23 protein-coding genes are annotated in these 22,009 nt (G+C 61.9%); 12 read left to right on the top strand and 11 right to left on the bottom strand.

The window, feature by feature from the left end; translation table 11 throughout:
• Positions 1–184: 184 nt before the first annotated feature.
• Complete coding sequence (locus tag HX821_RS03580; RefSeq protein WP_177035303.1) at positions 185–1,381, bottom strand: class I SAM-dependent rRNA methyltransferase; 1,197 nt, start codon at positions 1,379–1,381, stop codon at positions 185–187.
• Between the two features lie 313 nt (positions 1,382–1,694).
• On the opposite strand from HX821_RS03580, the gene HX821_RS03575 reads away from it, so the two are divergent.
• Both HX821_RS03575 and mutM read left to right on the top strand, forming a co-directional pair.
• On the top strand, positions 1,695–2,507 hold the full coding sequence (locus HX821_RS03575; protein ID WP_173882995.1) for an HDOD domain-containing protein: 813 nt from the start codon (positions 1,695–1,697) through the stop codon (positions 2,505–2,507).
• A gap of 21 nt (positions 2,508–2,528) precedes the next feature.
• A complete protein-coding gene (gene mutM / locus HX821_RS03570; RefSeq protein WP_008438968.1) occupies positions 2,529–3,341 on the top strand; it encodes a bifunctional DNA-formamidopyrimidine glycosylase/DNA-(apurinic or apyrimidinic site) lyase in 813 nt (270 codons plus the stop codon).
• Positions 3,342–3,474: 133 nt separating this feature from the next.
• On the opposite strand, the gene HX821_RS03565 is transcribed toward mutM, so the two are convergent.
• The 5 genes from HX821_RS03565 to HX821_RS03545 all read right to left on the bottom strand — a co-directional run bounded on the left by HX821_RS03565 (position 3,475) and on the right by HX821_RS03545 (position 8,134).
• Positions 3,475–3,726 carry a YfhL family 4Fe-4S dicluster ferredoxin gene (locus HX821_RS03565; protein WP_003213796.1) on the bottom strand — a complete coding sequence of 84 codons (252 nt, stop codon included), beginning with the start codon at positions 3,724–3,726 and terminating at the stop codon, positions 3,475–3,477.
• A gap of 183 nt (positions 3,727–3,909) precedes the next feature.
• Positions 3,910–4,389, bottom strand: coding sequence for a pantetheine-phosphate adenylyltransferase (gene coaD / locus HX821_RS03560; RefSeq protein ID WP_003176711.1), 480 nt, complete (start codon positions 4,387–4,389; stop codon positions 3,910–3,912).
• A gap of 114 nt (positions 4,390–4,503) precedes the next feature.
• Positions 4,504–6,099 (bottom strand): GMC family oxidoreductase, encoded by a 1,596-nt coding sequence (locus HX821_RS03555; RefSeq protein WP_177035302.1) that lies wholly within the window; start codon positions 6,097–6,099, stop codon positions 4,504–4,506.
• A gap of 33 nt (positions 6,100–6,132) precedes the next feature.
• Positions 6,133–6,678 (bottom strand): hypothetical protein, encoded by a 546-nt coding sequence (locus HX821_RS03550; protein ID WP_003213794.1) that lies wholly within the window; start codon positions 6,676–6,678, stop codon positions 6,133–6,135.
• 28 nt (positions 6,679–6,706) lie between these two features.
• A complete protein-coding gene (locus HX821_RS03545; RefSeq protein ID WP_177035301.1) occupies positions 6,707–8,134 on the bottom strand; it encodes a coniferyl aldehyde dehydrogenase in 1,428 nt (475 codons plus the stop codon).
• A 146-nt stretch (positions 8,135–8,280) separates the two neighbouring features.
• On the opposite strand from HX821_RS03545, the gene HX821_RS03540 reads away from it, so the two are divergent.
• A complete protein-coding gene (locus HX821_RS03540; RefSeq protein WP_003213791.1) occupies positions 8,281–8,952 on the top strand; it encodes a TetR/AcrR family transcriptional regulator in 672 nt (223 codons plus the stop codon).
• Positions 8,953–8,991: 39 nt separating this feature from the next.
• A complete protein-coding gene (locus HX821_RS03535; protein WP_087693253.1) occupies positions 8,992–9,846 on the top strand; it encodes a sulfurtransferase in 855 nt (284 codons plus the stop codon).
• 47 nt (positions 9,847–9,893) lie between these two features.
• Here HX821_RS03535 and HX821_RS03530 read toward each other — a convergent pair whose 3' ends face one another.
• The 4 genes from HX821_RS03530 to HX821_RS03515 all read right to left on the bottom strand — a co-directional run bounded on the left by HX821_RS03530 (position 9,894) and on the right by HX821_RS03515 (position 14,463).
• Positions 9,894–10,889, bottom strand: a complete 996-nt coding sequence (locus HX821_RS03530) for a hydrolase (RefSeq protein ID WP_177035300.1) — start codon at positions 10,887–10,889, stop codon at positions 9,894–9,896.
• A 130-nt stretch (positions 10,890–11,019) separates the two neighbouring features.
• Complete coding sequence (gene rsmD, locus HX821_RS03525; RefSeq protein WP_003213788.1) at positions 11,020–11,625, bottom strand: 16S rRNA (guanine(966)-N(2))-methyltransferase RsmD; 606 nt, start codon at positions 11,623–11,625, stop codon at positions 11,020–11,022.
• Positions 11,625–13,115 carry a pitrilysin family protein gene (locus HX821_RS03520; protein WP_003213787.1) on the bottom strand — a complete coding sequence of 497 codons (1,491 nt, stop codon included), beginning with the start codon at positions 13,113–13,115 and terminating at the stop codon, positions 11,625–11,627. Before HX821_RS03520 ends, rsmD begins: the two co-directional genes overlap by 1 nt.
• Positions 13,108–14,463 (bottom strand): pitrilysin family protein, encoded by a 1,356-nt coding sequence (locus HX821_RS03515; RefSeq protein WP_003213786.1) that lies wholly within the window; start codon positions 14,461–14,463, stop codon positions 13,108–13,110. Before HX821_RS03515 ends, HX821_RS03520 begins: the two co-directional genes overlap by 8 nt.
• Before the next feature lie 232 nt (positions 14,464–14,695).
• On the opposite strand from HX821_RS03515, the gene ftsY reads away from it, so the two are divergent.
• The 4 genes from ftsY to rpoH all read left to right on the top strand — a co-directional run bounded on the left by ftsY (position 14,696) and on the right by rpoH (position 18,788).
• Positions 14,696–16,117 carry a signal recognition particle-docking protein FtsY gene (gene ftsY, locus HX821_RS03510; protein WP_177035299.1) on the top strand — a complete coding sequence of 474 codons (1,422 nt, stop codon included), beginning with the start codon at positions 14,696–14,698 and terminating at the stop codon, positions 16,115–16,117.
• Positions 16,114–16,785 (top strand): cell division ATP-binding protein FtsE, encoded by a 672-nt coding sequence (gene ftsE / locus HX821_RS03505; protein WP_003213784.1) that lies wholly within the window; start codon positions 16,114–16,116, stop codon positions 16,783–16,785. The genes ftsY and ftsE overlap by 4 nt, the downstream gene beginning before the upstream one ends.
• Positions 16,782–17,804 carry a permease-like cell division protein FtsX gene (gene ftsX / locus HX821_RS03500; RefSeq protein WP_003213783.1) on the top strand — a complete coding sequence of 341 codons (1,023 nt, stop codon included), beginning with the start codon at positions 16,782–16,784 and terminating at the stop codon, positions 17,802–17,804. Before ftsE ends, ftsX begins: the two co-directional genes overlap by 4 nt.
• Before the next feature lie 129 nt (positions 17,805–17,933).
• Positions 17,934–18,788, top strand: a complete 855-nt coding sequence (rpoH, locus tag HX821_RS03495) for an RNA polymerase sigma factor RpoH (RefSeq protein ID WP_003176698.1) — start codon at positions 17,934–17,936, stop codon at positions 18,786–18,788.
• 135 nt (positions 18,789–18,923) lie between these two features.
• Here the strand turns inward: rpoH and mtgA are convergent, their stop codons facing one another.
• Positions 18,924–19,646, bottom strand: coding sequence for a monofunctional biosynthetic peptidoglycan transglycosylase (gene mtgA / locus HX821_RS03490; protein ID WP_102370102.1), 723 nt, complete (start codon positions 19,644–19,646; stop codon positions 18,924–18,926).
• A gap of 74 nt (positions 19,647–19,720) precedes the next feature.
• Here mtgA and HX821_RS03485 point away from each other — a divergent pair, with 74 nt between their 5' ends.
• The 4 genes from HX821_RS03485 (at position 19,721) to trmB (ending at position 21,965) form a co-directional block, all read left to right on the top strand.
• Positions 19,721–20,098 (top strand): DUF423 domain-containing protein, encoded by a 378-nt coding sequence (locus tag HX821_RS03485; protein ID WP_003213781.1) that lies wholly within the window; start codon positions 19,721–19,723, stop codon positions 20,096–20,098.
• Positions 20,099–20,169: 71 nt separating this feature from the next.
• Positions 20,170–20,370, top strand: a complete 201-nt coding sequence (thiS, locus tag HX821_RS03480; RefSeq protein ID WP_008434168.1) for a sulfur carrier protein ThiS — start codon at positions 20,170–20,172, stop codon at positions 20,368–20,370.
• A gap of 65 nt (positions 20,371–20,435) precedes the next feature.
• Complete coding sequence (locus tag HX821_RS03475) at positions 20,436–21,230, top strand: thiazole synthase (RefSeq protein ID WP_093204048.1); 795 nt, start codon at positions 20,436–20,438, stop codon at positions 21,228–21,230.
• Between the two features lie 9 nt (positions 21,231–21,239).
• Positions 21,240–21,965 (top strand): tRNA (guanosine(46)-N7)-methyltransferase TrmB, encoded by a 726-nt coding sequence (gene trmB, locus HX821_RS03470; RefSeq protein ID WP_003213778.1) that lies wholly within the window; start codon positions 21,240–21,242, stop codon positions 21,963–21,965.
• Positions 21,966–22,009: the final 44 nt, after the last annotated feature.

Below are 22,009 nucleotides of genomic sequence, written 5' to 3'. Positions count from 1 at the left end.
GATTTATCTAGTCAGGAGGCGTAGGAGGATTCTGCTGGCGTTGTAGTATGTTTTTGCTGTAACGATGAAGCTATATGTGGTTTTTGACGTTGTACAAGAAATTAAAAAGTTTGCTTTTATTTGAAGGCGCGGCTTTGTGAATTGATGCTGCCCGGAGCCAGTCGGGCAGCATCGCGGGAATAACTTAGCTATTCGGCAACAACCGGCAAGTAATGCTCTTGATATACCGGGTCTCGGCAATCGCCGGGTGCACCGGGTGGTCCGGGCCCTGGCCGCCGCGTTCCAGCATCTGGATGTTGCGATCCAGGTGACGGGCGCTGGTCAGCAGGATGTTTTGCAGGTCGTCTTCCGGCAAGTGCATCGAGCACGAAGCGCTGACCAGGATGCCGTCCTTGCTGAGCAGGCGCATGGCTTGCTCGTTCAGGCGGCGGTAGGCGCCTTCGCCGTTTTTCATGTCTTTCTTGCGCTTGATGAAGGCAGGCGGGTCGGCCACGATCACGTCGAAACGCTCTTCGCTGGCTTTCAGCTCTTTGAGGGCTTCGAACACGTCGCCTTCGATGCAGGTCATTTTCTCGGCAACGCCGTTCAGTGCCGCGTTGCGCTCCACGCCGTCGAGGGCGAAGGCGGAGGCGTCGACGCAGAACACTTCACTGGCACCGAAGGCGGCCGCTTGCACGCCCCAGCCGCCGATGTAGCTGTACAGGTCGAGTACGCGTTTGCCTTTGGCATACGGAGCCAGGCGGGCGCGGTTCATGCGGTGGTCGTAGAACCAGCCGGTCTTCTGGCCCTGGATCACCGGCGCTTCGAACTTCACGCCGTTTTCTTCCAGTGCCACCCACTCCGGCACCAGGCCGAACACGGTTTCGACGTAGCGGTTGAGGCCTTCGGCATCACGCGCGGCGGAGTCGTTCTTGAACAGGATGCCGCTTGGCTTGAGCACTTGGGTCAGTGCGGCAATCACGTCTTCCTTGTGGGCTTCCATGGTCGCCGAAGCGATCTGCACCACCAGGATGTCGCCGAAACGGTCGACCACCAGGCCTGGCAACAAGTCGGAATCGCCGTACACCAGGCGGTAGAACGGCTTGTCGAACAGGCGGTCACGCAGGGACAGGGCGACGTTGATGCGGTGTACCAGCAGCGACTTGTCCAGCGGCAACTTGATGTCGCGGGACAGCAGGCGGGCGCAGATCAGGTTGTTCGGGCTCATGGCCACGATGCCGAGGGGCTTGCCGCCGGCTGCTTCCAGGATCGCCTGGTCGCCTACCTGGAAGCCGTGAAGAGGTGTGGCGGCCACATCGATTTCGTTGCTGTAGACCCACAGGTGGCCGTTGCGCAAACGACGATCGGCGTTGGCTTTGAGACGCAGGCTTGGCAGGGACATGACGTCGCTCCGGAAAAAAGAGCGGGAGTATACCGTGTTGTGCAGTACTTGGCGGCGCCGCCGGACATGTGGGTTGTGATGTCCCTGTGGGAGCTGGCTTGCCTGCGATAGCATCACCTCGGTTATCTGAAAGACCGAGCCGTCTGCATCGCAGGCAAGCCCGCTCCCACATTCGGTCCGGTTTCAGTTCGGGTTTTTGAGGTGTCAGCCTGGTTGCCATAAAGGTTAGAATCGCCGCCTAGTCCAGAGTGTGCCCCCTATGTCCCAAGAGCTATCCGCCGAACAGATCCAACAGAGCCTCCAAGGCATCAGTGTGCCGCCTCAACCGCAAATCATGGTGGATTTGCAGATGGAGCAGTACATGCCCGATCCGGACCTGGAAGTGATCGCCCGGTTGATCGCCCAGGACCCGGGCCTCTCCGGCTCGCTGCTGAAGATCGTCAATTCGCCGTATTACGGTCTGAGCAACAAGATCGTCTCGATACAGCGCGCGGTGAACCTGCTGGGCAGCCGCTCCATCGTCAACCTGATCAACGCGCAGTCGATCAAGGGCGAGATGAGCGACGACACCATCGTCACCCTCAACCGTTTCTGGGACACCGCCCAGGACGTGGCCATGACCTGCCTGGCCCTGGCCAAGCGCACCGGCAGCCAGGCGGTCGATGAAGCCTACGCATTGGGGCTGTTCCACGATTGTGGCGTGCCGTTGATGCTCAAGCGTTTCCCGAACTACATGAGTGTGCTGGAAGAGGCCTATGCCAACGCCGGCCCGGAGTGCCGTGTGGTCGACACCGAGAACCAGGCGTTCAACACCAACCATGCCGTGGTGGGTTACTACACCGCCAAATCCTGGCGCCTGCCGGAACATGTGACCGACGCCATCGCCAACCACCACAATGCCCTGGCGATTTTCAGCGACGAGTCCAACCACAAGCCGCAGCTGAAAAACCTGCTGGCGATCCTGAAGATGGCCGAGCACATTTGTGCGTCGTACCGCGTGCTGGGCAACCAGGTGGATGACCATGAGTGGAACGCCATCGGCCCGCTGGTGCTGGACCATATCGGCCTGTCGGACTACGACTTCGAGAGCTTGAAGTTGTCGATCCGCGAGCTGGGCGCGCACTAACCCTTTTTCCAAGAGGTACACATGCCCGAGTTACCGGAAGTCGAAACCACCCGGCGCGGAATTGCGCCGCACCTGGAAGGCCAGCGGGTCAGCCGTGTGGTGGTGCGTGAGCGGCGCCTGCGCTGGCCGATCCCGGAAGACCTGGATGTGCGGCTGTCCGGGCAACGCATCGTGCTGGTGGAGCGGCGGGCCAAGTATTTGTTGATCAATGCCGAGGTCGGCACGCTGATCAGCCACTTGGGCATGTCGGGCAATTTGCGCCTGGTGGAAGCCGGCAGCCCGGCGGCCAAGCATGAGCATGTGGATATAGAACTTGAGTCGGGCCTGGCCCTGCGCTACACCGACCCGCGACGCTTTGGCGCGATGCTCTGGAGCCTCGACCCGCTGAACCACGAGCTGCTGATCCGCCTGGGGCCGGAGCCGTTGACCGACCTGTTCGACGGCGAGCGGCTATTCCAGCTGTCCCGTGGACGCTCGATGGCGGTGAAGCCGTTCATCATGGACAACGCGGTGGTGGTGGGGGTGGGCAACATCTACGCGACGGAGGCGCTGTTTGCCGCTGGGATTGATCCGCGTCGGGAAGCCAAGGGCATTTCCCGTGGGCGTTACCTGAAGCTGGCGATCGAGATCAAGCGCATCCTGGCGGCGGCCATCGAGCGCGGCGGCACCACGTTGCGGGACTTTATCGGCGGCGACGGGCAGCCGGGGTATTTCCAGCAGGAATTGTTCGTCTATGGCCGTGGTGGCGAGGCGTGCAAGGTCTGTGGGACTGAGTTGCGCAACGTGATGCTGGGGCAGCGGGCGAGTGTGTTTTGCCCGAAGTGTCAGAGCTGACGATTTGTGGTGCTGCTGATGGCCTCTTCGCGAGCAAGCCCGCTCCCACATTCGACTGCATTCCAAAGGTGGAACTCGGTCGAATGTGGGAGCGGGCTTGCTCGCGAAGGGGCTTAATGAAGCGCCAAGGGACTTAGGCCTTCCCGGTAATCAACCGGTACTTCTCCATCAGTTGCTCTTCCGTTTCCGGATGAGCCTCGTCCAGCGGAATGCAATCCACCGGGCAAACCTGCTGGCACTGGGGTTCGTCGTAGTGGCCGACACACTGGGTGCACAGGTTGGGGTCGATCACATAGATCTCTTCACCCTGGGAAATGGCAGCGTTCGGGCACTCGGGTTCGCAGACGTCGCAGTTGATGCAATCGTCGGTGATGATCAGGGACATGGAAACTCCTGCCAGGGCTGTCAGCCAAGGCATCTGAAAACTAATGCGCGCAATTGTGCCGCATTGGCGCCCGCAGTGCGAGTCACAGCGATGGACAGTAGGAGCCGGCTTGCCGGCGATGGCGATGGGTCAGTTGCACCGTGGCGCCTGGATCGCTGGCAAGCCAGCTCCTGCAGTCCGGGATTATTTCTTGAATCGCAGGGTGAGAGCATCCGCCACAGCCGGGTGCACGAACTTGGTGATATCCCCGCCCAACGCCGCGATTTCCCGGACCAACGTCGAGGAAATGAACGAATAACGTTCCGAAGGCGTAAGAAACAGGCTTTCCACGTCCGGCGCCAGTTGGCGGTTCATGTTGGCCAGCTGGAATTCGTATTCGAAATCCGACACCGCCCGCAGGCCGCGCAGGAACACATTGGCGTTCTGTTCCTTGGCGAAGTGCGCCAGCAGCGTCGAGAAGCCGACCACTTCAACGTTGGGCAGATGCTTGGTGACCTCACGGGCCAGCTCCACGCGCTGTTCCAGGGGAAACAGCGGGTTTTTCTTGGGGCTGGCAGCGACCGCGATAATCACATGGTCGAACAAGCGCGAGGCGCGTTCGACCAGATCGCCATGGCCCTTGGTGATTGGGTCGAAGGTACCTGGGTACAACACTCGGTTCATCGCGTCGTCCTGGCGGAGTCCGTTGGGGAACCGGATGGTATCGCAGCCATCCCGGTCGGCCAAGTCAACTTATTCAGAAGAAAGCACTATAGACACCGCGAATACCCGGTTTTTTCAGGCCGTTTTCAGACGTTCGGCCAATGCCGTCGCCAGTTGCGCCGTCAATCCATACACCGATAACTGCGGGTTAGCGCCAATGCTGGTGGGGAATAGCGAGCCATCGTGGATCGACAAGTTGCGCAGTTGATGATGGCGCCCCAGGCTGTCGGCCACGGCGTTTTTCGGTTCTTCCCCCATCGCGCAACCGCCCATTACATGAGCGCTGCCGAGCCGGGTTCGGTGCAATTCGAGGTTCAACCCGTCGATCATGCTGCGGGCTTCAGCCAAGGTGTTCACGTAGCGCGCATCGCCGTGCAGCGGCATCACCGACTTGGCGCCGCCGGCAAACTGAATCTCCGCCATGCTGTGGAATGCCCGGCGCAGGCCGTCCCAGGCGTAGGGCGAAACCTGATAATCGAGCACCGGTGTGCCATCGCCGCGTAATTCGACTGTGCCACCCGGGCTGTCGGGGTGGAAGCCGTCCCGCAGCAGCGCAAGCATGGCGTGGGTTTTCGGCAGTTGACCCATGTCCAGCGCGTTCTGCGTGCCGTAGCCGCCGAGCAAGGTGCTGGCCAGGCCCGGATGCAGTGGCGGTACTTCGAGCTTGTAGGACATTTTGCCGGTAGTGCCGTCCTGCCATTGGAAGTGATCGGAATAAATCGACTGCGGCGCGCCGTAGAACGGGTTGATCACCTCGTCGAACAACCCGGCGGAAAAATTCACCAGGTGTAAAAAGGTTCGCTTGCCCAGGCGCGAGTGGGGATCGGGTGCGTCCGAGCGCAGCAGCAGCGCCGGGCTGTTGATGCCGCCGCCGGCCAGTACGTAATGCTTGGCTTTGACCGTGATCTTGCGGCCGGTGGGTGCCACGCAATACTGATCCATGGCCACGCATTCGAGGCTGGTGATGGTGTCGCCGCTGAACTTCAGGCGTTCGGCACGGGCCAGGTACAGCAGCTCGCCGCCTTTCTCCAGGGTGGACGGAATGGTGGTCACCAGCATTGATTGCTTGGCGTTGACCGGGCAACCCATGCCGCAATACCCCAGGTTGAAACAGCCGCGCACATTGCGCGGGATCACGTGCCAGCTGTAGCCAAGCTTTTCGCAGCCCTTGCGGATCACGTCATTGTTGGCATTCGGTGGCATGGCCCAAGGCGCGATGCCCAGGCGTTGTTCCATTTTTTCGAACCAGGGCGCCATTTCGGCGCTGCTGTGGCCCTTGACCGCGTACTCGCTGGCCCAGTGGGCGAGGGTCGGGTCCGGGGTGCGGAAGCTGGAGGTCCAGTTGATCAGCGTGGTGCCGCCGACCGCGCGGCCCTGCAGGATGGTGATAGCGCCGTCCTTGCTCATGCGGCCGATGCCTTCCTGGTACAGGGTGGCGTAGGCCTCGTCCTCCAGCAGCTTGAAGTCGTTGCTGGTTTTCAGCGGGCCTTCTTCGATCAACAGCACCTTGTAGCCGGCGGCGCTGAGGATTTCGGCGGTGGTGCCGCCGCCGGCACCGCTGCCGATGATTGCGACGTCAGCCTCCAGGGTCAGGTCCTGGTCGAGGGCGGCGCCATTGTGGGTTTTCCAGCCGCGGGCCATGCCATCGCGGAACAGATCAGGTACGGGCATCAGGGTCGTCTCTTGTTTTTATCGGGATGCGAATCAGATTTTCGGTGGGCCGGGGTAGCCGCAATGCGCCCAGGACTCGGGGCGGAAATACCAGGCCATGATCACCAGTTTGAGCAACGAGCCCTGGCCCATGCGCAGCAGGTTCAGGTAGCTGTTTTCCCAGCGGTGCAGGAAGTTGCGGATCTGCTCGGCGCTGGCGTTTTCCCAACTGCCCCACACGCCGGTCAGGGGCCCACGGGTGATGGCCATGCCCAATACGTCGAACAGTTGCTGGGTCAGCTTGAACATCTCGGGCGACAGGTGTTGCAGGCTGAAGTCGAGCTTTTTCAGGGTGTCGTCGATGCCGGCCACCACTATCTCGGCGCTGGCCACGCCCTCCAGCAGCACCGGAATCACTGCCCGCAAAAACGGCAGGTCACTGCTGCGCAACATCGCAAAGCCGCTGGCCGGGGTGCTGCTGGAGCAGCCGCTGAGGCTGGCGCCCAGCCCGGCGGTGGCCAGGAAGGCGCTGGCGCACAGGCCGAGTTTCAAGACGCCGCGCCGTGACAGCGCGGGTGATTCAGTCAGGCTAGGGTTCATTCTTATTGTTATCCCGGTGATGGGTTTGTTAGCGGACGAACAGCTTCTGGATCAACTTCTGGATGGATTTGCCATAGGGCGGGTAAATCAGCTTGGCCGCGTTCAGGCGTTGCTTGATCAGCACGCCCTTGGCCTTGCTGAAGGTCAGGAAACCTTCATGGCCGTGGTAATGGCCCATGCCCGACGGGCCGATGCCGCCGAAGGGCATGTCGTCCTGGGCTACGTGCAGCAACGTGTCGTTCAGGCACACGCCGCCGGAATGGGTTTCGTGCAGTACGCGGTTCTGTTCCGCCTTGTTGTAGCCGAAGTAATACAGCGCCAGTGGGCGAGGGCGCTGATTGATGTAGGCAAAGGCCTGGTCGAGGCCGCGATACGGCACGATCGGCAGCACCGGGCCGAAGATTTCGTCCTGCATCACGGTCATCTCGTCGCTGACATTCAGCAGCAGGCTGTGGGCCATGCGGCGGTCCTGGCCCTGGTCGTACAGCGGGACCAGGGTGGCACCCTTGTCGGTGGCGTCTTTCACGTAGCCGTTGAGCCGGGCCAACTGTCGTTCGTTGATGATGGCGGTGTAGTCCGGGTTGTCGGCCAGGGTCGGATAGAACCCGCGAACCGCCTTGCTGTAGGCCTCGACGAAGCCGTCTACACGGTCTTCCGGCACCAGCACATAGTCCGGCGCCACGCAGGTTTGCCCGGCATTCAGCGCCTTGCCGAAGGCGATGCGTTCGGCGGCGTCCTTGAGCGGCACGTCGGCGGAAACAATCGCCGGTGATTTGCCGCCCAGTTCCAGGGTGACCGGCGTCAGGTGTTCGGCCGCCGCGCGCATCACGTGCTTGCCGATGCTGGTGGCGCCGGTGAACAGCAGGTGGTCGAAGCGCAGCTTGGAAAACGCCATGCCCACTTCAGCCTCGCCGAGCACCACGCACACCAGGTCCTCGGGGAAGATCTTCGCCAGCAGCGTCTTGAGCAACTGGCCGGTGGCGGGGGTGGATTCGCTGAGCTTGAGCATCACCCGGTTGCCGGCCGCCAATGCACCCACCAGCGGGCCGATGGCCAGGTACAACGGATAGTTCCAGGGCACGATCACCCCGACCACACCCAGGGGTTGATAGATGACCTTGGCGGACGCGGGCTGGAAGGCAATGCCTACAGCGCGGCGGGAAGGTTTCATCCAACCCTTGAGGTGTTTGCTGGCGTAGTGAATGCCATGCAGGCTGGGCATCAGTTCGGCGAACAGGGTTTCGTCGGCGCTGCGGTGGCTGAAATCACTGCTGATGGCGTTGATCAGCGCCTGGCGCTCGTCACTCAGCAGCTCGCGCAAGGCCTTGAGCCATTGCTGGCGCTGGGCGGCCGGCGGCATCGGGTTGGCAGCGTAGGCCCGACGTTGGGCGTCGAACAGTTCCTGGAGTTGGTCCAGCGCCTGGGAATCTTGCAGGTAGGCAACGTTGGCAGACATGGCGAAGTTCCCGATTGTTATTGGAATGCTTCAGTTTTTAGAGTCATTGCTCTAAATTGTCAAATAACATTGCACAACGTGCCGATTTATCCGGACAAGGATAGTCCGTAAGATGCCGCCATCACGGGTCTAGAAGTTGATTTCCCATGGCACCACGAGTAAAGACCAGCGAGCGCATTGTGCAAACCAGCCTGGAGCTGTTTAACCAGCAGGGCGAGCGCAGTGTCAGCACCAACCATATCGCCGCCCATATGGAAATTTCCCCGGGCAACCTGTACTACCACTTCCCCAACAAGCAGGCGATTATCGCGGTGCTGTTTCGTGAGTACGAAGCGTTGGTGGACAGTTTCCTGCGCCCGCCCCAGGGCCGTGCGGTGACCGTGGAAGACAAGCGCTTCTACCTGCAGGCGGTGCTGGCCGGCATGTGGCGCTACCGCTTCCTGCACCGTGACCTCGAACACCTGCTGGAAAGCGACCCGGAGCTGGCCACCGGCTATCGGAGGTTCTCCCAGCGTTGCCTGATCCAGGGCGCAGCCATCTACCAGGGGTTTGTCGATGCCGGCATCCTGAACATGGACCCGGTGCAAACCGAAGCCCTGACCCTCAACGCCTGGATCATCCTCACCTCATGGGTGCGCTTCCTGTGCACCACCAATGAAAAGTCCACGCACCTGAGCGCTGAGGCCATCAAGCGCGGTGTATACCAGGTGCTGGTGCTGGAAGCCGGGTTTATCACCCCCAAGGCCAAGGACGCGGTGGATGCACTGTTCAAAGAGTTTTACGTGCCGTTGAATCAGGCGCTGGAAGAAGTGAAGTAGGATGTTTCCCGAACGCTAACCTAGCCACAGGAGTCAGTCATGCCGCTTGCCCAACTGATCAGCCCCCAGCAACTGGCCGAGCGCCAGAAGTCCGGCGGGCTGGTGATCCTCGATTGCCGCTTTGCCCTGGAAGACCCGGACTACGGCCTGTGCAGCTACGCCGAAGGGCATATCGAAGGGGCGCAGTATGCCGACCTGGAGCGCCACCTCAGCGGGCCGATAATCAAGGGCGTGACCGGTCGCCATCCGTTGCCGGCGCCGGATGCGTTTATCCGGCAACTGCGGGCATGGGGCGTTAACGCCGACAGCGATATCGTTTTGTATGACGACGGCCCGGGTGCCTATGCCGCCCGTGCCTGGTGGCTGCTGGCCTGGCTGGGCAAGCGCGACGGCGTGTTCATCCTCGATGGCGGCCTGAAAGCCTGGCACGCGGCGGGCTTCCCGTTGAGCCTGGATGCGCCGGTGATCGAGCCCGGCACCTTCAGCGGCACGCCGGACAACCACCTGCAATTGGACGCCGAACACCTGCAGAAACGCCTTGGCCAGCCCGGCCTGACCCTGATCGACGCCCGCGCCCAGCCGCGTTTTCGTGGTGAAGTGGAGCCGATCGACCCGGTTGCCGGGCATATCCCCGGCGCGCAATGTGCCGCGTTCAATGAAAACCTGGGCAGCGACGGCCGTTTCCTGCCGGCGGACCAGCTCAAGCAACGCTTCGCCGCCAAGCTGCAAGACCGCTCGCCGGATGACCTGGTGGCCTACTGCGGCTCCGGCGTGACTGCCTGCCACAACCTGTTTGCGCTGTGCCTGGCGGGTTACCCGTTGGGCAAGTTGTACGCGGGGTCGTGGAGCGAGTGGATCACTGATCCAAAGCGGGAAGTTGCAACAGGCGACTGAGGTCTACCTGACCCGGTCTGATCCAAAGTGTGGGAGCTCCCACATTTTTATCGGCGTTGTGTCAGTAGCCACTCCGGGATTCGCCGTTCCAGGTAGTAAGTTGGCTGTTTCAGTGAGCCGTCCACAAACCCGACATGCCCGCCCTTGGCCAGCAGTTCGAACTCGGTGCAATCCGACAGTTCGCTGGCCTCGGGCAGGCTGTGGGCGAACACGAACGGGTCGTCCGCGGCCTGGATGATCAGGGTTGGTGTGCGAATGCCCCCGAGGTAGTAGCGGCTGGAGGCGCGGCGGTAGTAGTCCTCGGCACTGAGGAACCCGTGCAGCGGCGCGGTGACGCGGCCGTCAAAGTCCCAGAACGTGCGCATCTTCTCCAGCGAGCCCAGGTCGGCGAGGGTTTTCAGGCCTGCCTCGCGGCCATCCTTGAGAAACCGGCTTTGTTTGACGCGGATATAGGCCAGCATTTCGCGCATGAAATGCTTCTGATAAACCCGAGAAAAGCCCAGGCCAATGCGATCGGCGCACTGATCCAGGCGAAACGGCACCGACACCGCTGCCGCGCCTTGCAGCCCGGAGGCTTCACCGGTTTCACCCAAGTGCTTGAGCAGCACATTGCCGCCCAGTGAATACCCCACCGCATACAGCGGCGCCAACGGGCGCTTGGCCCGCAGGTGAGCGATGGTTTCGGCCAGGTCTTCACTGGCGCCGGAATGGTAGCTGCGGGCGAGCAGGTTGGGTTCGCCGGAGCAGCCACGCCAGTTCAGCGCGACGCTGGCCCAGCCTTGGGTTGCGAGGGCTTTTTGCAGGCCGGCTACATAGGGCGAGTTAGACGAGCCGGTCAGGCCATGCAGGACCAGCACCAACGGGGTGGTTGCCTCATGGGGCCCGTGCCAGTCGAGGTCGAGAAAGTCGCCGTCTGCCAGCCACAGCCGTTCGCGCTGGCGTTCGATGTGGGTGGTTTTGCGCCACAGCGGTCCCCACAGCGTTTGCAGGTGCGGGTTGCCGAGGCCGAAGGCGGGGGAGAAGCGGTCGAGGGGCGGAGTCATGAAATTCTCGGTGCCGAATGGGCTTGCTCCAATCATTGTAGGAGCGAGCTTGCTCGCGAAAAACTCAAGATCACCGCGTTCCCCTGGTTTCCCGCGTCATCGTTAACGATCTTCGGGAGCAAGCTCGCTCCTACACGGTGCGTTGCCACAACGCGTAATACACCCGCCCGGATTTCTGCTCGCGGTGCAGGCGCCACGTGCCCGGCAGGCCGAGTGTGGACGGTGCCGTCTCGCTTTCAGTGTAGATCCAGGCATCCGGCGCCAACCACTGACGCTCTTCCAGCAGCGCACATACAGTCGGCAGCAGGTTCTGGTTGAACGGCGGATCAAGAAACACCACGTCAAACTCACGGGCTTCCTGGGTTTCCAGGTAGCGCAACGCATCAGCCGTCTGCACTTGCCCGGTGGTGCAACGCAGGGTGCCCAGGTGTTCCTTGAGGCTGGCGACCGCCACATTGCTGGCATCCAGCGCCTGGCCCAGCGCCGCGCCACGGGACAGCGACTCCAGGAACAACGCGCCGCTACCCGCGAACGGGTCCAGCACCTTGGCCCCGGCGATATACGGCGCGAGCCAGTTGAACAGGGTTTCACGCACGCGGTCTGGCGTCGGGCGCAGGCCCACGACATCAGGGAAGCTCAGCTTACGGCTGCCCCACTCTCCGCCGATGATGCGCAGTTGGCCCACACCGTTGTGAACGTTGTGGACAGGTTTTTTGGGACGGGATGGACGGGCCATTAATGCTCCGGAACCCCGAGCGGTTGCTCGGCGGGTTTATCAGTGGGGGGCGGTAGTGGCTTTTGCGCAATCGTCGGGCCGGCGGTCACGATGACCATCTTGTCGGCACTCAAATGTTTGTTCAAAGCAGCTTTGACCTGGTCAACGGTCAGCGCCTGGGATTGTTTCATGAAATCTTCCAGGTAGCTCAGCGGCAGGTTGTAGAAACCCATGGCGCCCAGCTGCCCGACGATATCGGCGTTGCTCGCGGTGGACAGCGGGAAGCTGCCGGCCAGTTCGCGCTTGGCGTCATCGAGTTCTTTCTGTGTCGGGCCGGTCTTGAGGTAGTCGGCGAGTACGTCCTGCACCAATCGCAGCGTGCCGGCGCTCATTTCGGCGCGGGTTTGCAGGTTGATCATGAACGGGCCGCGTACCTGCATCGGCGAGAAACCGGAGTATACGCCGTAGGTCAGGCCGCGTTTCTCGCGCACTTCGCTCATCAAACGGGTGCCGAAGCCACCGCCGCCGAGAATCTGGTTACCCAGGGACAGCGCGGCGTAATCCGGGTCGGCACGGTCGATACCCAGTTGCGCCAGCAGCAGGGTTGTCTGCTTGGACGGGAACTCGATGTGCGTGGTGCCAGCCTTGGGCTCGACCGGTTGGGCGATTTTCGCCAGCGCCGGGCCTTTTGGCAGGGACGCGGAAACCTTGGCTGTCATGGCTTCGGCTTCGGCGCGGGTCAGATCGCCGACTACAGAAATCACTGCGTTGCCGGCGGCGTAGGCCTTGGCGTGGAAGTCCTTCAATTGCGCGAGAGTCACCTTCGGCACGCTCTCGGCGTTGCCTTCGCTCGGATGGGCGTAAGGGTGGTCGCCATAGAGCTGCTTGAACAGCTCGATGCTCGCCAGTTTGCCGGGGTTCTGTTTCTGGTATTCAAAGCCGGCCAGCAGCTGGTTCTTGATCCGCGCCAGGGAGTCTGCCGGGAAGGTCGGCTTGCCGATCACGTCGTCAAACAGTGACAGGGCGGCGTCACGCTTGTCGCTGGCGCTCAGGCTGCGCAGGGAAACCAGCGCCATGTCGCGGTAGGCGCCATTGCTGAAATCAGCACCCAGGCCGTCGAAACCGGCGGCAATCTGGCTGACGTCCTTGCCCGGCACGCCTTCGTTGAGCATTGCGTTGGTCAACAGCGCCAGGCCTGGTGTTGCGCCGTCCTGGCTGCTGCCGGCGGCGAACAGGATGCGCATGTCGAACATCGGCAGTTCATGGGCTTCGACGAACAGCACCTTGGCGCCTTCGGCGGTGGTCCAGGTTTGCACGTCGAGCTTGCGGTTGGTCGGCGCCTTGTCGTCCAGCTCGGCCAGGGATTGCAGCTTGTTGGCGGACTTGGCCTGCTCCAGCGCCTGGCTGGCGACGGATTCGCTGGGGCGCAGCAAGTACACCGCGCAGGCCGCAGCCAAAGTCACCACGATCAGGCCGGGCAGCACCAGGCGGTTGTTTTTACGTTCACTCATGAGCGGTCTCCTCAGGCAAGACATGGGCGACGCTGAGACGTTCGCGGGTGAAATAGGTGCGTGCAGCTTTCTGGATATCTTCGGCGGTGACGCTTTGCAGCTCGGCCAGCTCGGTGTCCATGAGTTTCCAGGACAGGCCCACCGTCTCCAGGGAGCCGATGGCAGTGGCCTGGCTGGTGATCGAGTCGCGCTGGTAAACCACGCCGGCGATGACCTGGGCGCGGATACGCTCCAGTTCTTCAGCGCTCGGTGGCTTGGCCTTCAGCTCATCCAGCAGGCGCCAAAGGCCGGCTTCAGCCTGGGCCACGGTCTTTTTCTTTTGCAGGTTCGGTGTGGCAGTCAGGGTGAACAGGCTGTCACCGCGGGTGTAGGCGTCGTAGCTCGACGAGCCGCCGGACACCAGCTCTTCGCCGCGCTCCAGTTGTGTCGAGATGCGCGCGCTGTAGCCGCCGTCCAGCAGGGCCGAAATCAGGCGCAGGGCGTTGACCGAGCGCTTGTCTTCAGCGGTGGCCAGGCTCGGCACGTTGAAACCAAGGATCACGCTCGGCAGTTTGGTCTGTACATGCATAGTCAGCAGGCGCTCACCGGGCTCGGCCAGCTCCAGCGGGATTTTCGCCGGGGGGACGTCGCGCTTGGGGATCGGGCCGAAATAGCGCTGGGCCAGGGTTTTGACTTCATCCGGGGTTACGTCGCCCACCACTACCAGGGTGGCGTTGTTCGGCACGTACCAGGATTGGTACCAGTGGCGCAGCTCTTCAACCTTCATGCGGTCCAGGTCGGCCATCCAGCCGATGGTCGGCGTGTGGTAGCCGCTGGCCGGGTAGGCCATGGCCTTGAAGCGCTCATAGGCCTTGGACATCGGGTTGTCGTCGGTGCGCATCCGGCGCTCTTCCTTGATCACCTCGATCTCGCGGCTGAACTCGTCGGCCGGCAGGCGCAGGCTGGCCATGCGGTCGGCTTCCAGCTCGAAGGCGACGCCCAGGCGGTCACGGGCCAGCACCTGGTAGTAGGCGGTGTAGTCGTCGCTGGTGAAGGCGTTTTCTTCCGCGCCCAGGTCACGCAGGATCAACGAAGCCTCGCCGGGGCCGACTTTGGCGCTGCCCTTGAACATCATGTGTTCCAGGGCGTGGGACAAACCGGTCTGGCCCGGGGTTTCGTAGCTGGAGCCCACCTTGTACCAGACCTGGGAAACCACCACCGGGGCGCGATGGTCTTCGCGCACGACGACCTTGAGGCCGTTGTCCAGGGTGAATTCGTGGGTGGGTTGTGGGTCGGCAGCCAAAGCTGAAAGGGGCAGACAAACTGTGCTGAGCAGCAGGCCTGCGGCGCGGCGGGCTAGAGCATTCATTCGTTTTTAAACCTGTTGGGCTGCCCGCTTGGTCTTAGCGTCGGCGGGCGAGGAGGTGCTAGGATACTGGTCCGACCTAGGGACGGCCACTATGGCTGTCTTGTTAAGGCTCTATTTAGGCCTTACAAAATGTTGCGCATGAACGAGCTGGCTAAAAAACAGTCTGTTACGCATCGAATTTTATTTACCGGCACGCCCCCTGGCGCGTCGCTACCTTGAGATAGCCGTCTCCATGTTTGGTTCCAACGACGACAAGAAGACCCCAGCTGCGGCTGGCGAGAAAAAAGGCCTGTTCGGATGGCTGCGCAAAAAGCCGCAGGAAACCGTCGTCGAACAGCCGCAGGTTCAAGCTGAACCGATCCCCGAATCCATAGTAGAAGCCGAACCGGTTGCCGAAACACCGGCCCCGGTGGTGTTGCCGATGGCCGAGCCGGTGTTGCAGCCGGTGGTTGAGCCAGAACCTGCGCCAGAGCCAGAGCCAGAGCCAGAGCACAAGCCATGGCTGGTGTTGCCGGTGGCAGAAGAGCCTGTAGCACTGGTTGAAGACGAGCAGGCCGCGCATGTGGCGCCGCCGATTCCGGCCCTCGTGGAGCCTGCGCCCGTTGTGGTCCAGGCGCCGCCAGTGGTTGAGGTGCCTGCACCGGTGGTCGCCGAACCTGTTCCGGTCGCGGTCGCCGCGCCAGCAGTCATCGAAGAGCCTGCTGTTCCTGCCGAAACCGGCAAGACCGGTTTCTTCGCCCGCCTCAAGCAAGGCCTGAGCAAGACCAGCGCCAGCATCGGCGAAGGCATGGCCAGCCTGTTCCTCGGCAAAAAGACCATCGATGACGAGCTGCTGGAGGACATCGAAACCCGCCTGCTGACCGCCGACGTGGGCGTCGAAGCCACCGCCGTGATCATCCAGAGCCTGACCCAGAAGGTCGCGCGCAAGCAACTGACCGACGCCGATGCGCTCTACAAGTCGCTGCAGGCCGAGCTGGCCAACATGCTCAAGCCGGTGGAAGCGCCGCTGATCATCGATACGCAGAAAAAGCCGTTTGTGATCCTGGTGGTTGGCGTCAACGGCGCCGGCAAGACCACCACCATCGGCAAGCTGGCGAAGAAGCTGCAACTGGAAGGCAAGAAAGTCATGCTCGCCGCCGGTGACACCTTCCGTGCCGCCGCCGTGGAGCAATTGCAGGTCTGGGGCGAGCGCAACAAGATCCCGGTCATCGCCCAGCACACCGGCGCCGATTCGGCCTCGGTGATCTTCGATGCGGTGCAGGCCGCCAAAGCGCGCAACATTGATGTGCTGATCGCCGATACCGCCGGTCGCCTGCACACCAAAGACAACCTGATGGAAGAGCTGAAGAAAGTTCGCCGCGTGATCGGCAAGCTCGATGCCGACGCGCCCCACGAGGTATTGCTGGTGCTGGACGCCGGTACCGGCCAGAACGCCATCAGCCAGGCCAAACAATTCCACCAGACGGTCCAGCTGACCGGCCTGGCATTGACTAAGCTCGACGGCACGGCCAAGGGCGGTGTGATCTTCGCCCTGGCCAAGCAGTTCGGGTTGCCGATTCGTTACATCGGCGTCGGTGAAGGCATCGACGACCTGCGCACTTTTGAAGCCGAACCCTTTGTACAGGCACTGTTTGCCGAGCGGGAGCGTTCATGATTCGTTTCGAACAGGTCGGTAAACGCTACGCCAACGGGCATGTCGGCTTGCATGAGCTGAGTTTCCGGGTGCGTCGCGGCGAATTCTTGTTTGTGACCGGCCATTCGGGTGCCGGTAAAAGTACCTTGTTGCGCCTGCTGCTGGCCATGGAGCGCCCAACCACCGGCAAACTGCTGCTGGCGGGCCAGGACCTGGCAACCATCAGCAACGCACAGATTCCATTCCTGCGTCGCCAGATCGGCGTGGTGTTCCAGAACCACCAGTTGCTGTTCGATCGCACGGTGTTCAACAATATCGCCTTGCCGTTGCAGATTCTCGGTCTGTCCAAGGCCGAAATCGTCAAGCGCGTGGATTCGGCCCTGGAGCGCGTGGCGCTGTCGGACAAGACCGACCTGTACCCAGGCGACCTGTCCACCGGCCAGCAACAGCGCGTCGGCATCGCCCGCGCCATCGTCCATCGCCCGGCCTTGCTGCTGGCGGACGAACCCACCGGTAACCTCGACCCGCGCCTGGCCGCAGAAATCATGGGCGTGTTCGAAGACATCAACCGCCTGGGCACCAGCGTGCTGATCGCCAGTCACGACCTGGCGCTGATCGCCCGCATGCGCCACCGCATGCTGACCCTGCAACGCGGCCGCCTGATCGGTGACGGGGAGGCTGGGGTATGAGTGCAACACGCAGCCCGAAGGTTTCCGAGCGCGTCGCGCCAAAGGCGGCCGACCCGCAGCCACAGAAGAAAAAACGCGACGAAGACGATGGCCCGGATTTCGGCACCCTGGTGCATGCCTGGATCGAAAGCCACCGTGCCAGCCTGGTAGACAGCCTGCGCCGCCTCGGCAAGCAGCCGATCGGCAGCTTTTTTACCTGCCTGGTCATGGCCGTGGCCTTGAGCCTGCCCATGGGCTTGTCATTGCTGCTGAACAATGTCGAGCGCCTTGGCGGTTCGTGGCAGCGGGCGGCGCAGATTTCCCTGTACCTGAACCTGGATGCCAGCGCCCAGGACGGTGAGTCCCTGCGCGACCAGATCAAGGGCATTCCGGGTGTGGCCGAGGCTGAGTACATCAGCCGCGATCAAGCCCTGGAAGAGTTCCAGCAACAGTCCGGCCTGGGCGAGGCGCTCAAGGAGTTGCCGCAAAACCCGCTGCCGGGCGTGGTGCTGGTCACCCCGAACGAGGTCGACAAGACCACCCTGGAAGCCCTGCGACAAAAACTCGCAGAGCTGCCGAAGGTCCAACAGGCACAACTTGATCTAGTCTGGGTAGAGCGGTTGGCCGCGATTCTCAAGCTGGGCGACCGGTTTGTGTTCGGCCTGACGGTGTTGCTGGTGTCTGCATTACTTTTGGTGATAGGCAATACCATTCGTCTTCATATTGAAAACCGCCGCACCGAGATAGAAGTGATTAAACTCGTCGGCGGCACTGACAGCTATGTGCGTCGGCCTTTTCTGTACATGGGCGCGCTTTATGGCTTCGGTGCGGGAATTTTGTCCTGGGGCGTACTGGCTTTTGGCCTGAACTGGCTGAACGATGCGGTGGTGGGGCTTGCCGGTTTGTACGGCAGCGATTTTGCCCTGGCCGGCGTGCCGGCAGCCGATGGTCTGTCATTGTTGCTTGGGGCAGTGCTCTTGGGGTATATCGGTGCTTGGATTGCGGTCGCACGGCATTTACGTGAGCTGGCACCGAAGTAGTTAATGTCAGGGTAATGTGGTTTCGTTTGTATTGACCGTATCAGTGGTTTAGGGAACTTGTCCTACGGTTCCCGGTCAATTTTCGCAGTGCTGAACTGCACGAGTTATGTGAGTCGGAGGTTTTTTCGTATGACCACTTCTTTGCAACCTGCTTATGCTCTGGTCCCGGGTGCGAACCTGGAGGCCTATGTGCACACGGTCAACAGCATTCCATTGCTGACGCCCGAGCAGGAGCGTGAACTGGCCGAGAGTCTCTACTATGAGCAGGATTTGGGGGCGGCTCGGCAGATGGTGCTCGCCCACCTGCGTTTTGTCGTACATATCGCCCGTAGCTATAGCGGCTACGGCCTGGCCCAGGCTGACCTGATTCAGGAAGGCAACGTTGGCCTGATGAAAGCTGTGAAGCGCTTCAACCCGGAAATGGGTGTGCGCCTGGTGTCGTTTGCTGTGCACTGGATCAAGGCGGAAATTCACGAATTCATCCTGCGCAACTGGCGCATCGTGAAAGTCGCGACCACCAAGGCCCAGCGCAAACTGTTCTTCAACCTGCGCAGCCAGAAGAAACGCCTGGCGTGGCTGAACAACGAAGAAGTGCATCGCGTGGCCGAAAGCCTCGGCGTAGAGCCACGTGAAGTGCGCGAGATGGAAAGTCGCCTGACCGGCCATGACATGGCCTTCGACCCGGCCGCCGAAGCGGACGACGACAGTGCCTTCCAATCGCCGGCCAACTACCTGGAAGACCACCGGTACGACCCGGCGCGTCAGCTGGAAGATGCCGACTGGAGCGACAACTCCAATCACAACCTGCACGAAGCGCTGGAAGTGCTGGACGACCGCAGCCGTGACATTCTCTACCAGCGCTGGTTGGCAGAAGAAAAAGCCACGCTGCACGACCTGGCGCAGAAGTACAACGTGTCGGCCGAGCGGATTCGTCAGCTCGAGAAGAGTGCGATGAACAAGCTGAAACTGTCGATCGCCGCCTGACACAGGTAGCTAGGACAGCGCGATCGAAATGTGGGAGCGGGCTTGCTCGCGAAAGCGGTGGATCAGTCACCTAAGGTATTGACTGGCACACCGCTTTCGCGAGCAAGCCCGCTCCCACAGTTGTTTTGTGGGGTGTCAGTCAGCCCAAGGCGCCTTGCGCGAGTTGTTCAGCTCATTCAAATAGCTGTCGCCACCCAACTGACTCATCTGCTGCCGAATCCACGCCGCCCGTCGCGCGACATACGACGTTGGATGGCTGGCACTCCACACCCGCGGGTTAGGCAACACCGCCGCCAGGTAGCTGGCCTGCTGGCGGGTCAGCGCCTTGGCGCTCACGCCAAAGTGATGCCGCGCCGCCGCTTCGGCGCCGAACACGCCTTCATCCCACTCCACGCTGTTGAGGTACACCTCAAGAATTCGCTGCTTGGGCCAGAGAATCTCGATCAGCCCGGTAAACCAGGCTTCCAGGCCCTTGCGGAAATAGCTGCGGCCGGTCCACAAAAACAGATTCTTCGACACCTGCTGGCTCAAGGTGCTGGCGCCGCGAATCGAACCGCCGCGCTCGTTATGCAGCAACGCCGCCTGGATCGCGTCGAAATCAAAACCCCAATGTTGCGGGAAGCGCTGGTCTTCGCCCGCCATCACCGCCACTTTCAGTTCGTCGGAGATCTGATCCCACGGCACCCACGTGCGCTGTACGTCAATCGGCTCGCCGTCGACCCAGGACTCGACCTTGCGCTCAACCATCAGCGCAGTGCCCGGTGGCGGCACGAAACGGAACAGCAGCACCAGCAGCACGCTGCCGATGGCAAACCACTTGAGGGCTTTGAGAAAACGCTTGAAGAGGAGACGCAGCATAGAGATGGCTTGGCCGAACCCGTTGAGCGGGCCATTATACAGACCCTGCCCCCTGAGTCTGACTGGAGTTCCTCATGTTGCGTGGCTTTCTGATGCTGGCTGCCTTTTTCGGTTTCACCGGCGTCGCCCTGGGTGCGTTTGCCGCCCACGGCCTGAAAAACCGCCTGAGCGCCGAGTACCTGGCGATTTTCCACACCGGCGTGACCTACCAGTTGGTGCACACCCTGGCGCTGTTCGGCGTGGCACTGTTGGCGGCGCACATCCCGGGCAGGCTGGTGACGTGGGCGGGTGTGTCTTTTGCCGTGGGCATCCTGCTGTTCTCCGGCAGCCTGTATGTGCTGACCATGACCGGCATCAGCAAGCTCGGCATCATCACCCCGTTTGGTGGCCTGGCGTTCCTGCTGGGCTGGTTCTTCCTCGGTTTGGCGGCGTGGCGTCTACAGGCTGCCTGACCAAGGGGCTTGGGCCAGCAACGTCAATCACGCTAGAATGCTGGCCCCTAAAAACGATGGCGGCCCGTGGCATGCGCATTCAGTTGAACGGCGAACCCTTTGAACTGCCCGACGGTGAAACCGTTGCGGCCCTGCTGACCCGTCTGGACTTGACCGGACGCCGCGTCGCAGTGGAGCTCAACCAGGATATCGTCCCGCGTAGCCAGCACGTCGAGACCGCGCTCACCGAGGGTGACCAGGTCGAAGTGGTCCACGCCATCGGCGGCGGCTAGCCGTCCGGCGCTCCAGGGCGCCAACCCGCATTCTGCAGAACCTCACCCCAACTCGAGGATTTCCCATGAGCATCGTTCGTAGCGACAAGCCTTTCGTCTTGGCCGGTCGTACCTTCCAGTCGCGTCTGCTGGTCGGCACCGGCAAGTACCGCGACATGGAAGAAACCCGCCTGGCCATCGAAGCCTCGGGTGCCGAGATCGTTACTTTCGCCGTGCGCCGCACCAACCTCGGCCAGATCGAGGGCGAGCCGAACCTGCTCGAAGTGCTGTCGCCGGATCGCTACACCTTCCTGCCGAACACCGCCGGTTGCTACGACGCCATCGAAGCCGTGCGCACCTGCCGCCTGGCCCGTGAGCTGCTCGACGGCCACAACCTGGTGAAGCTGGAAGTGCTGGCCGACCAGAAAACCCTGTTCCCCAACGTGATCGAAACCCTCAAGGCCGCCGAGACCCTGGTCAAGGAAGGCTTCGACGTGATGGTCTACACCAGCGACGACCCGATCATCGCCCGCCAACTGGCCGAAATCGGCTGCATCGCGGTGATGCCGCTGGCCGGTCTGATCGGTTCCGGCCTGGGTATCTGCAATCCGTACAACCTGCAGATCATCCTTGAAGAAGCCAAGATCCCGGTGCTGGTGGATGCGGGCGTGGGCACTGCCTCCGACGCCACCATCGCCATGGAACTGGGTTGCGATGCGGTGCTGATGAACTCGGCCATCGCCCATGCCCAGCAGCCGATCATGATGGCCGAAGCCATGCAACACGCAATCGTCGCCGGCCGCCTGGCGTACCTCGCCGGGCGCATGCCGAAAAAACTTTACGCCAGCGCCTCCTCGCCGCTGGATGGTCTGATCAAGTAAGAGCCATTGATGACTGAATCAAACGAAACGCCGAACACCCTGGAAGAAGGCGACGAGTCCAAGCACCGCCGCATCAAGAGTTTTGTGATGCGCGCCGGTCGCATGACCGAGGGCCAGCAAAAGGGCCTGGAGCAGGGCACGCCGCTGTTCGTCCTGCCGCTGGCAGACGCGCCGGTGGATTACGACCAGGTGTTTGGCCGCTCGGCACCACGCTCCCTGGAGATTGGCTTCGGCATGGGCCATTCCCTGCTGGAAATGGCCGCGGCTTCGCCGGAGCAGGATTTTATCGGGGTTGAAGTACACCGTCCGGGTGTTGGCGCGCTGCTGAACGGCGTGCTGACTCAGGGCCTGACCAACCTGCGGGTCTACGACTGCGACGCGATCGAAGTGCTCAACCGCTGCATCGCCGACAACAGCCTCGACCGGCTGATGCTGTTCTTCCCGGACCCCTGGCACAAGAGCCGCCACCACAAGCGCCGCATCGTCCAGGCTTCCTTCGCGGAACTGGTGCGCAGCAAGCTGAAAGTGGGCGGCATCCTGCACATGGCCACCGACTGGGAACCGTATGCCGAGTACATGCTGGAAGTAATGAACGTCGCCCCTGGCTACCGCAACCTGGCGGAAGACGGCAAATGCGTCCCTCGCCCGGCCGAGCGGCCGATCACCAAGTTCGAACGTCGCGGCGAGCGACTCGGGCATGGGGTTTGGGATTTGAAGTTCGAGAAAGTGGACTGATAAGTCCCAGGCTTGAAATGCAGTAAAAAATGTGGGAGCGGGCT

Origin of the sequence: Pseudomonas sp. B6001, from assembly GCF_013386015.1 — a bacterium.
GTDB lineage: Bacteria > Pseudomonadota > Gammaproteobacteria > Pseudomonadales > Pseudomonadaceae > Aquipseudomonas.
This window is presented reverse-complemented; position numbering and strand designations above follow the sequence as displayed.

Coding starts and splice junctions, on each gene's coding strand:
- HX821_RS03545 (WP_177035301.1), bottom strand. CDS start 8,134: ATGTCTGCCAACGTTGCCTACCTGCAAGATTCCCAGGCGCTGGACCAA.
- coaD (WP_003176711.1), bottom strand. CDS start 4,389: ATGAACCGAGTGTTGTACCCAGGTACCTTCGACCCAATCACCAAGGGC.
- HX821_RS03530 (WP_177035300.1), bottom strand. CDS start 10,889: ATGACTCCGCCCCTCGACCGCTTCTCCCCCGCCTTCGGCCTCGGCAAC.
- ftsY (WP_177035299.1), top strand. CDS start 14,696: ATGTTTGGTTCCAACGACGACAAGAAGACCCCAGCTGCGGCTGGCGAG.
- HX821_RS03555 (WP_177035302.1), bottom strand. CDS start 6,099: ATGCCCGTACCTGATCTGTTCCGCGATGGCATGGCCCGCGGCTGGAAA.
- HX821_RS03520 (WP_003213787.1), bottom strand. CDS start 13,115: ATGAGTGAACGTAAAAACAACCGCCTGGTGCTGCCCGGCCTGATCGTG.
- ftsE (WP_003213784.1), top strand. CDS start 16,114: ATGATTCGTTTCGAACAGGTCGGTAAACGCTACGCCAACGGGCATGTC.
- HX821_RS03475 (WP_093204048.1), top strand. CDS start 20,436: ATGAGCATCGTTCGTAGCGACAAGCCTTTCGTCTTGGCCGGTCGTACC.
- HX821_RS03565 (WP_003213796.1), bottom strand. CDS start 3,726: ATGTCCCTGATCATCACCGACGATTGCATCAACTGCGACGTCTGCGAA.
- ftsX (WP_003213783.1), top strand. CDS start 16,782: ATGAGTGCAACACGCAGCCCGAAGGTTTCCGAGCGCGTCGCGCCAAAG.
- thiS (WP_008434168.1), top strand. CDS start 20,170: ATGCGCATTCAGTTGAACGGCGAACCCTTTGAACTGCCCGACGGTGAA.
- rpoH (WP_003176698.1), top strand. CDS start 17,934: ATGACCACTTCTTTGCAACCTGCTTATGCTCTGGTCCCGGGTGCGAAC.
- HX821_RS03540 (WP_003213791.1), top strand. CDS start 8,281: ATGGCACCACGAGTAAAGACCAGCGAGCGCATTGTGCAAACCAGCCTG.
- HX821_RS03515 (WP_003213786.1), bottom strand. CDS start 14,463: ATGAATGCTCTAGCCCGCCGCGCCGCAGGCCTGCTGCTCAGCACAGTT.
- HX821_RS03485 (WP_003213781.1), top strand. CDS start 19,721: ATGTTGCGTGGCTTTCTGATGCTGGCTGCCTTTTTCGGTTTCACCGGC.
- mtgA (WP_102370102.1), bottom strand. CDS start 19,646: ATGCTGCGTCTCCTCTTCAAGCGTTTTCTCAAAGCCCTCAAGTGGTTT.
- HX821_RS03580 (WP_177035303.1), bottom strand. CDS start 1,381: ATGTCCCTGCCAAGCCTGCGTCTCAAAGCCAACGCCGATCGTCGTTTG.
- rsmD (WP_003213788.1), bottom strand. CDS start 11,625: ATGGCCCGTCCATCCCGTCCCAAAAAACCTGTCCACAACGTTCACAAC.
- trmB (WP_003213778.1), top strand. CDS start 21,240: ATGACTGAATCAAACGAAACGCCGAACACCCTGGAAGAAGGCGACGAG.
- HX821_RS03550 (WP_003213794.1), bottom strand. CDS start 6,678: ATGAACCCTAGCCTGACTGAATCACCCGCGCTGTCACGGCGCGGCGTC.
- mutM (WP_008438968.1), top strand. CDS start 2,529: ATGCCCGAGTTACCGGAAGTCGAAACCACCCGGCGCGGAATTGCGCCG.
- HX821_RS03535 (WP_087693253.1), top strand. CDS start 8,992: ATGCCGCTTGCCCAACTGATCAGCCCCCAGCAACTGGCCGAGCGCCAG.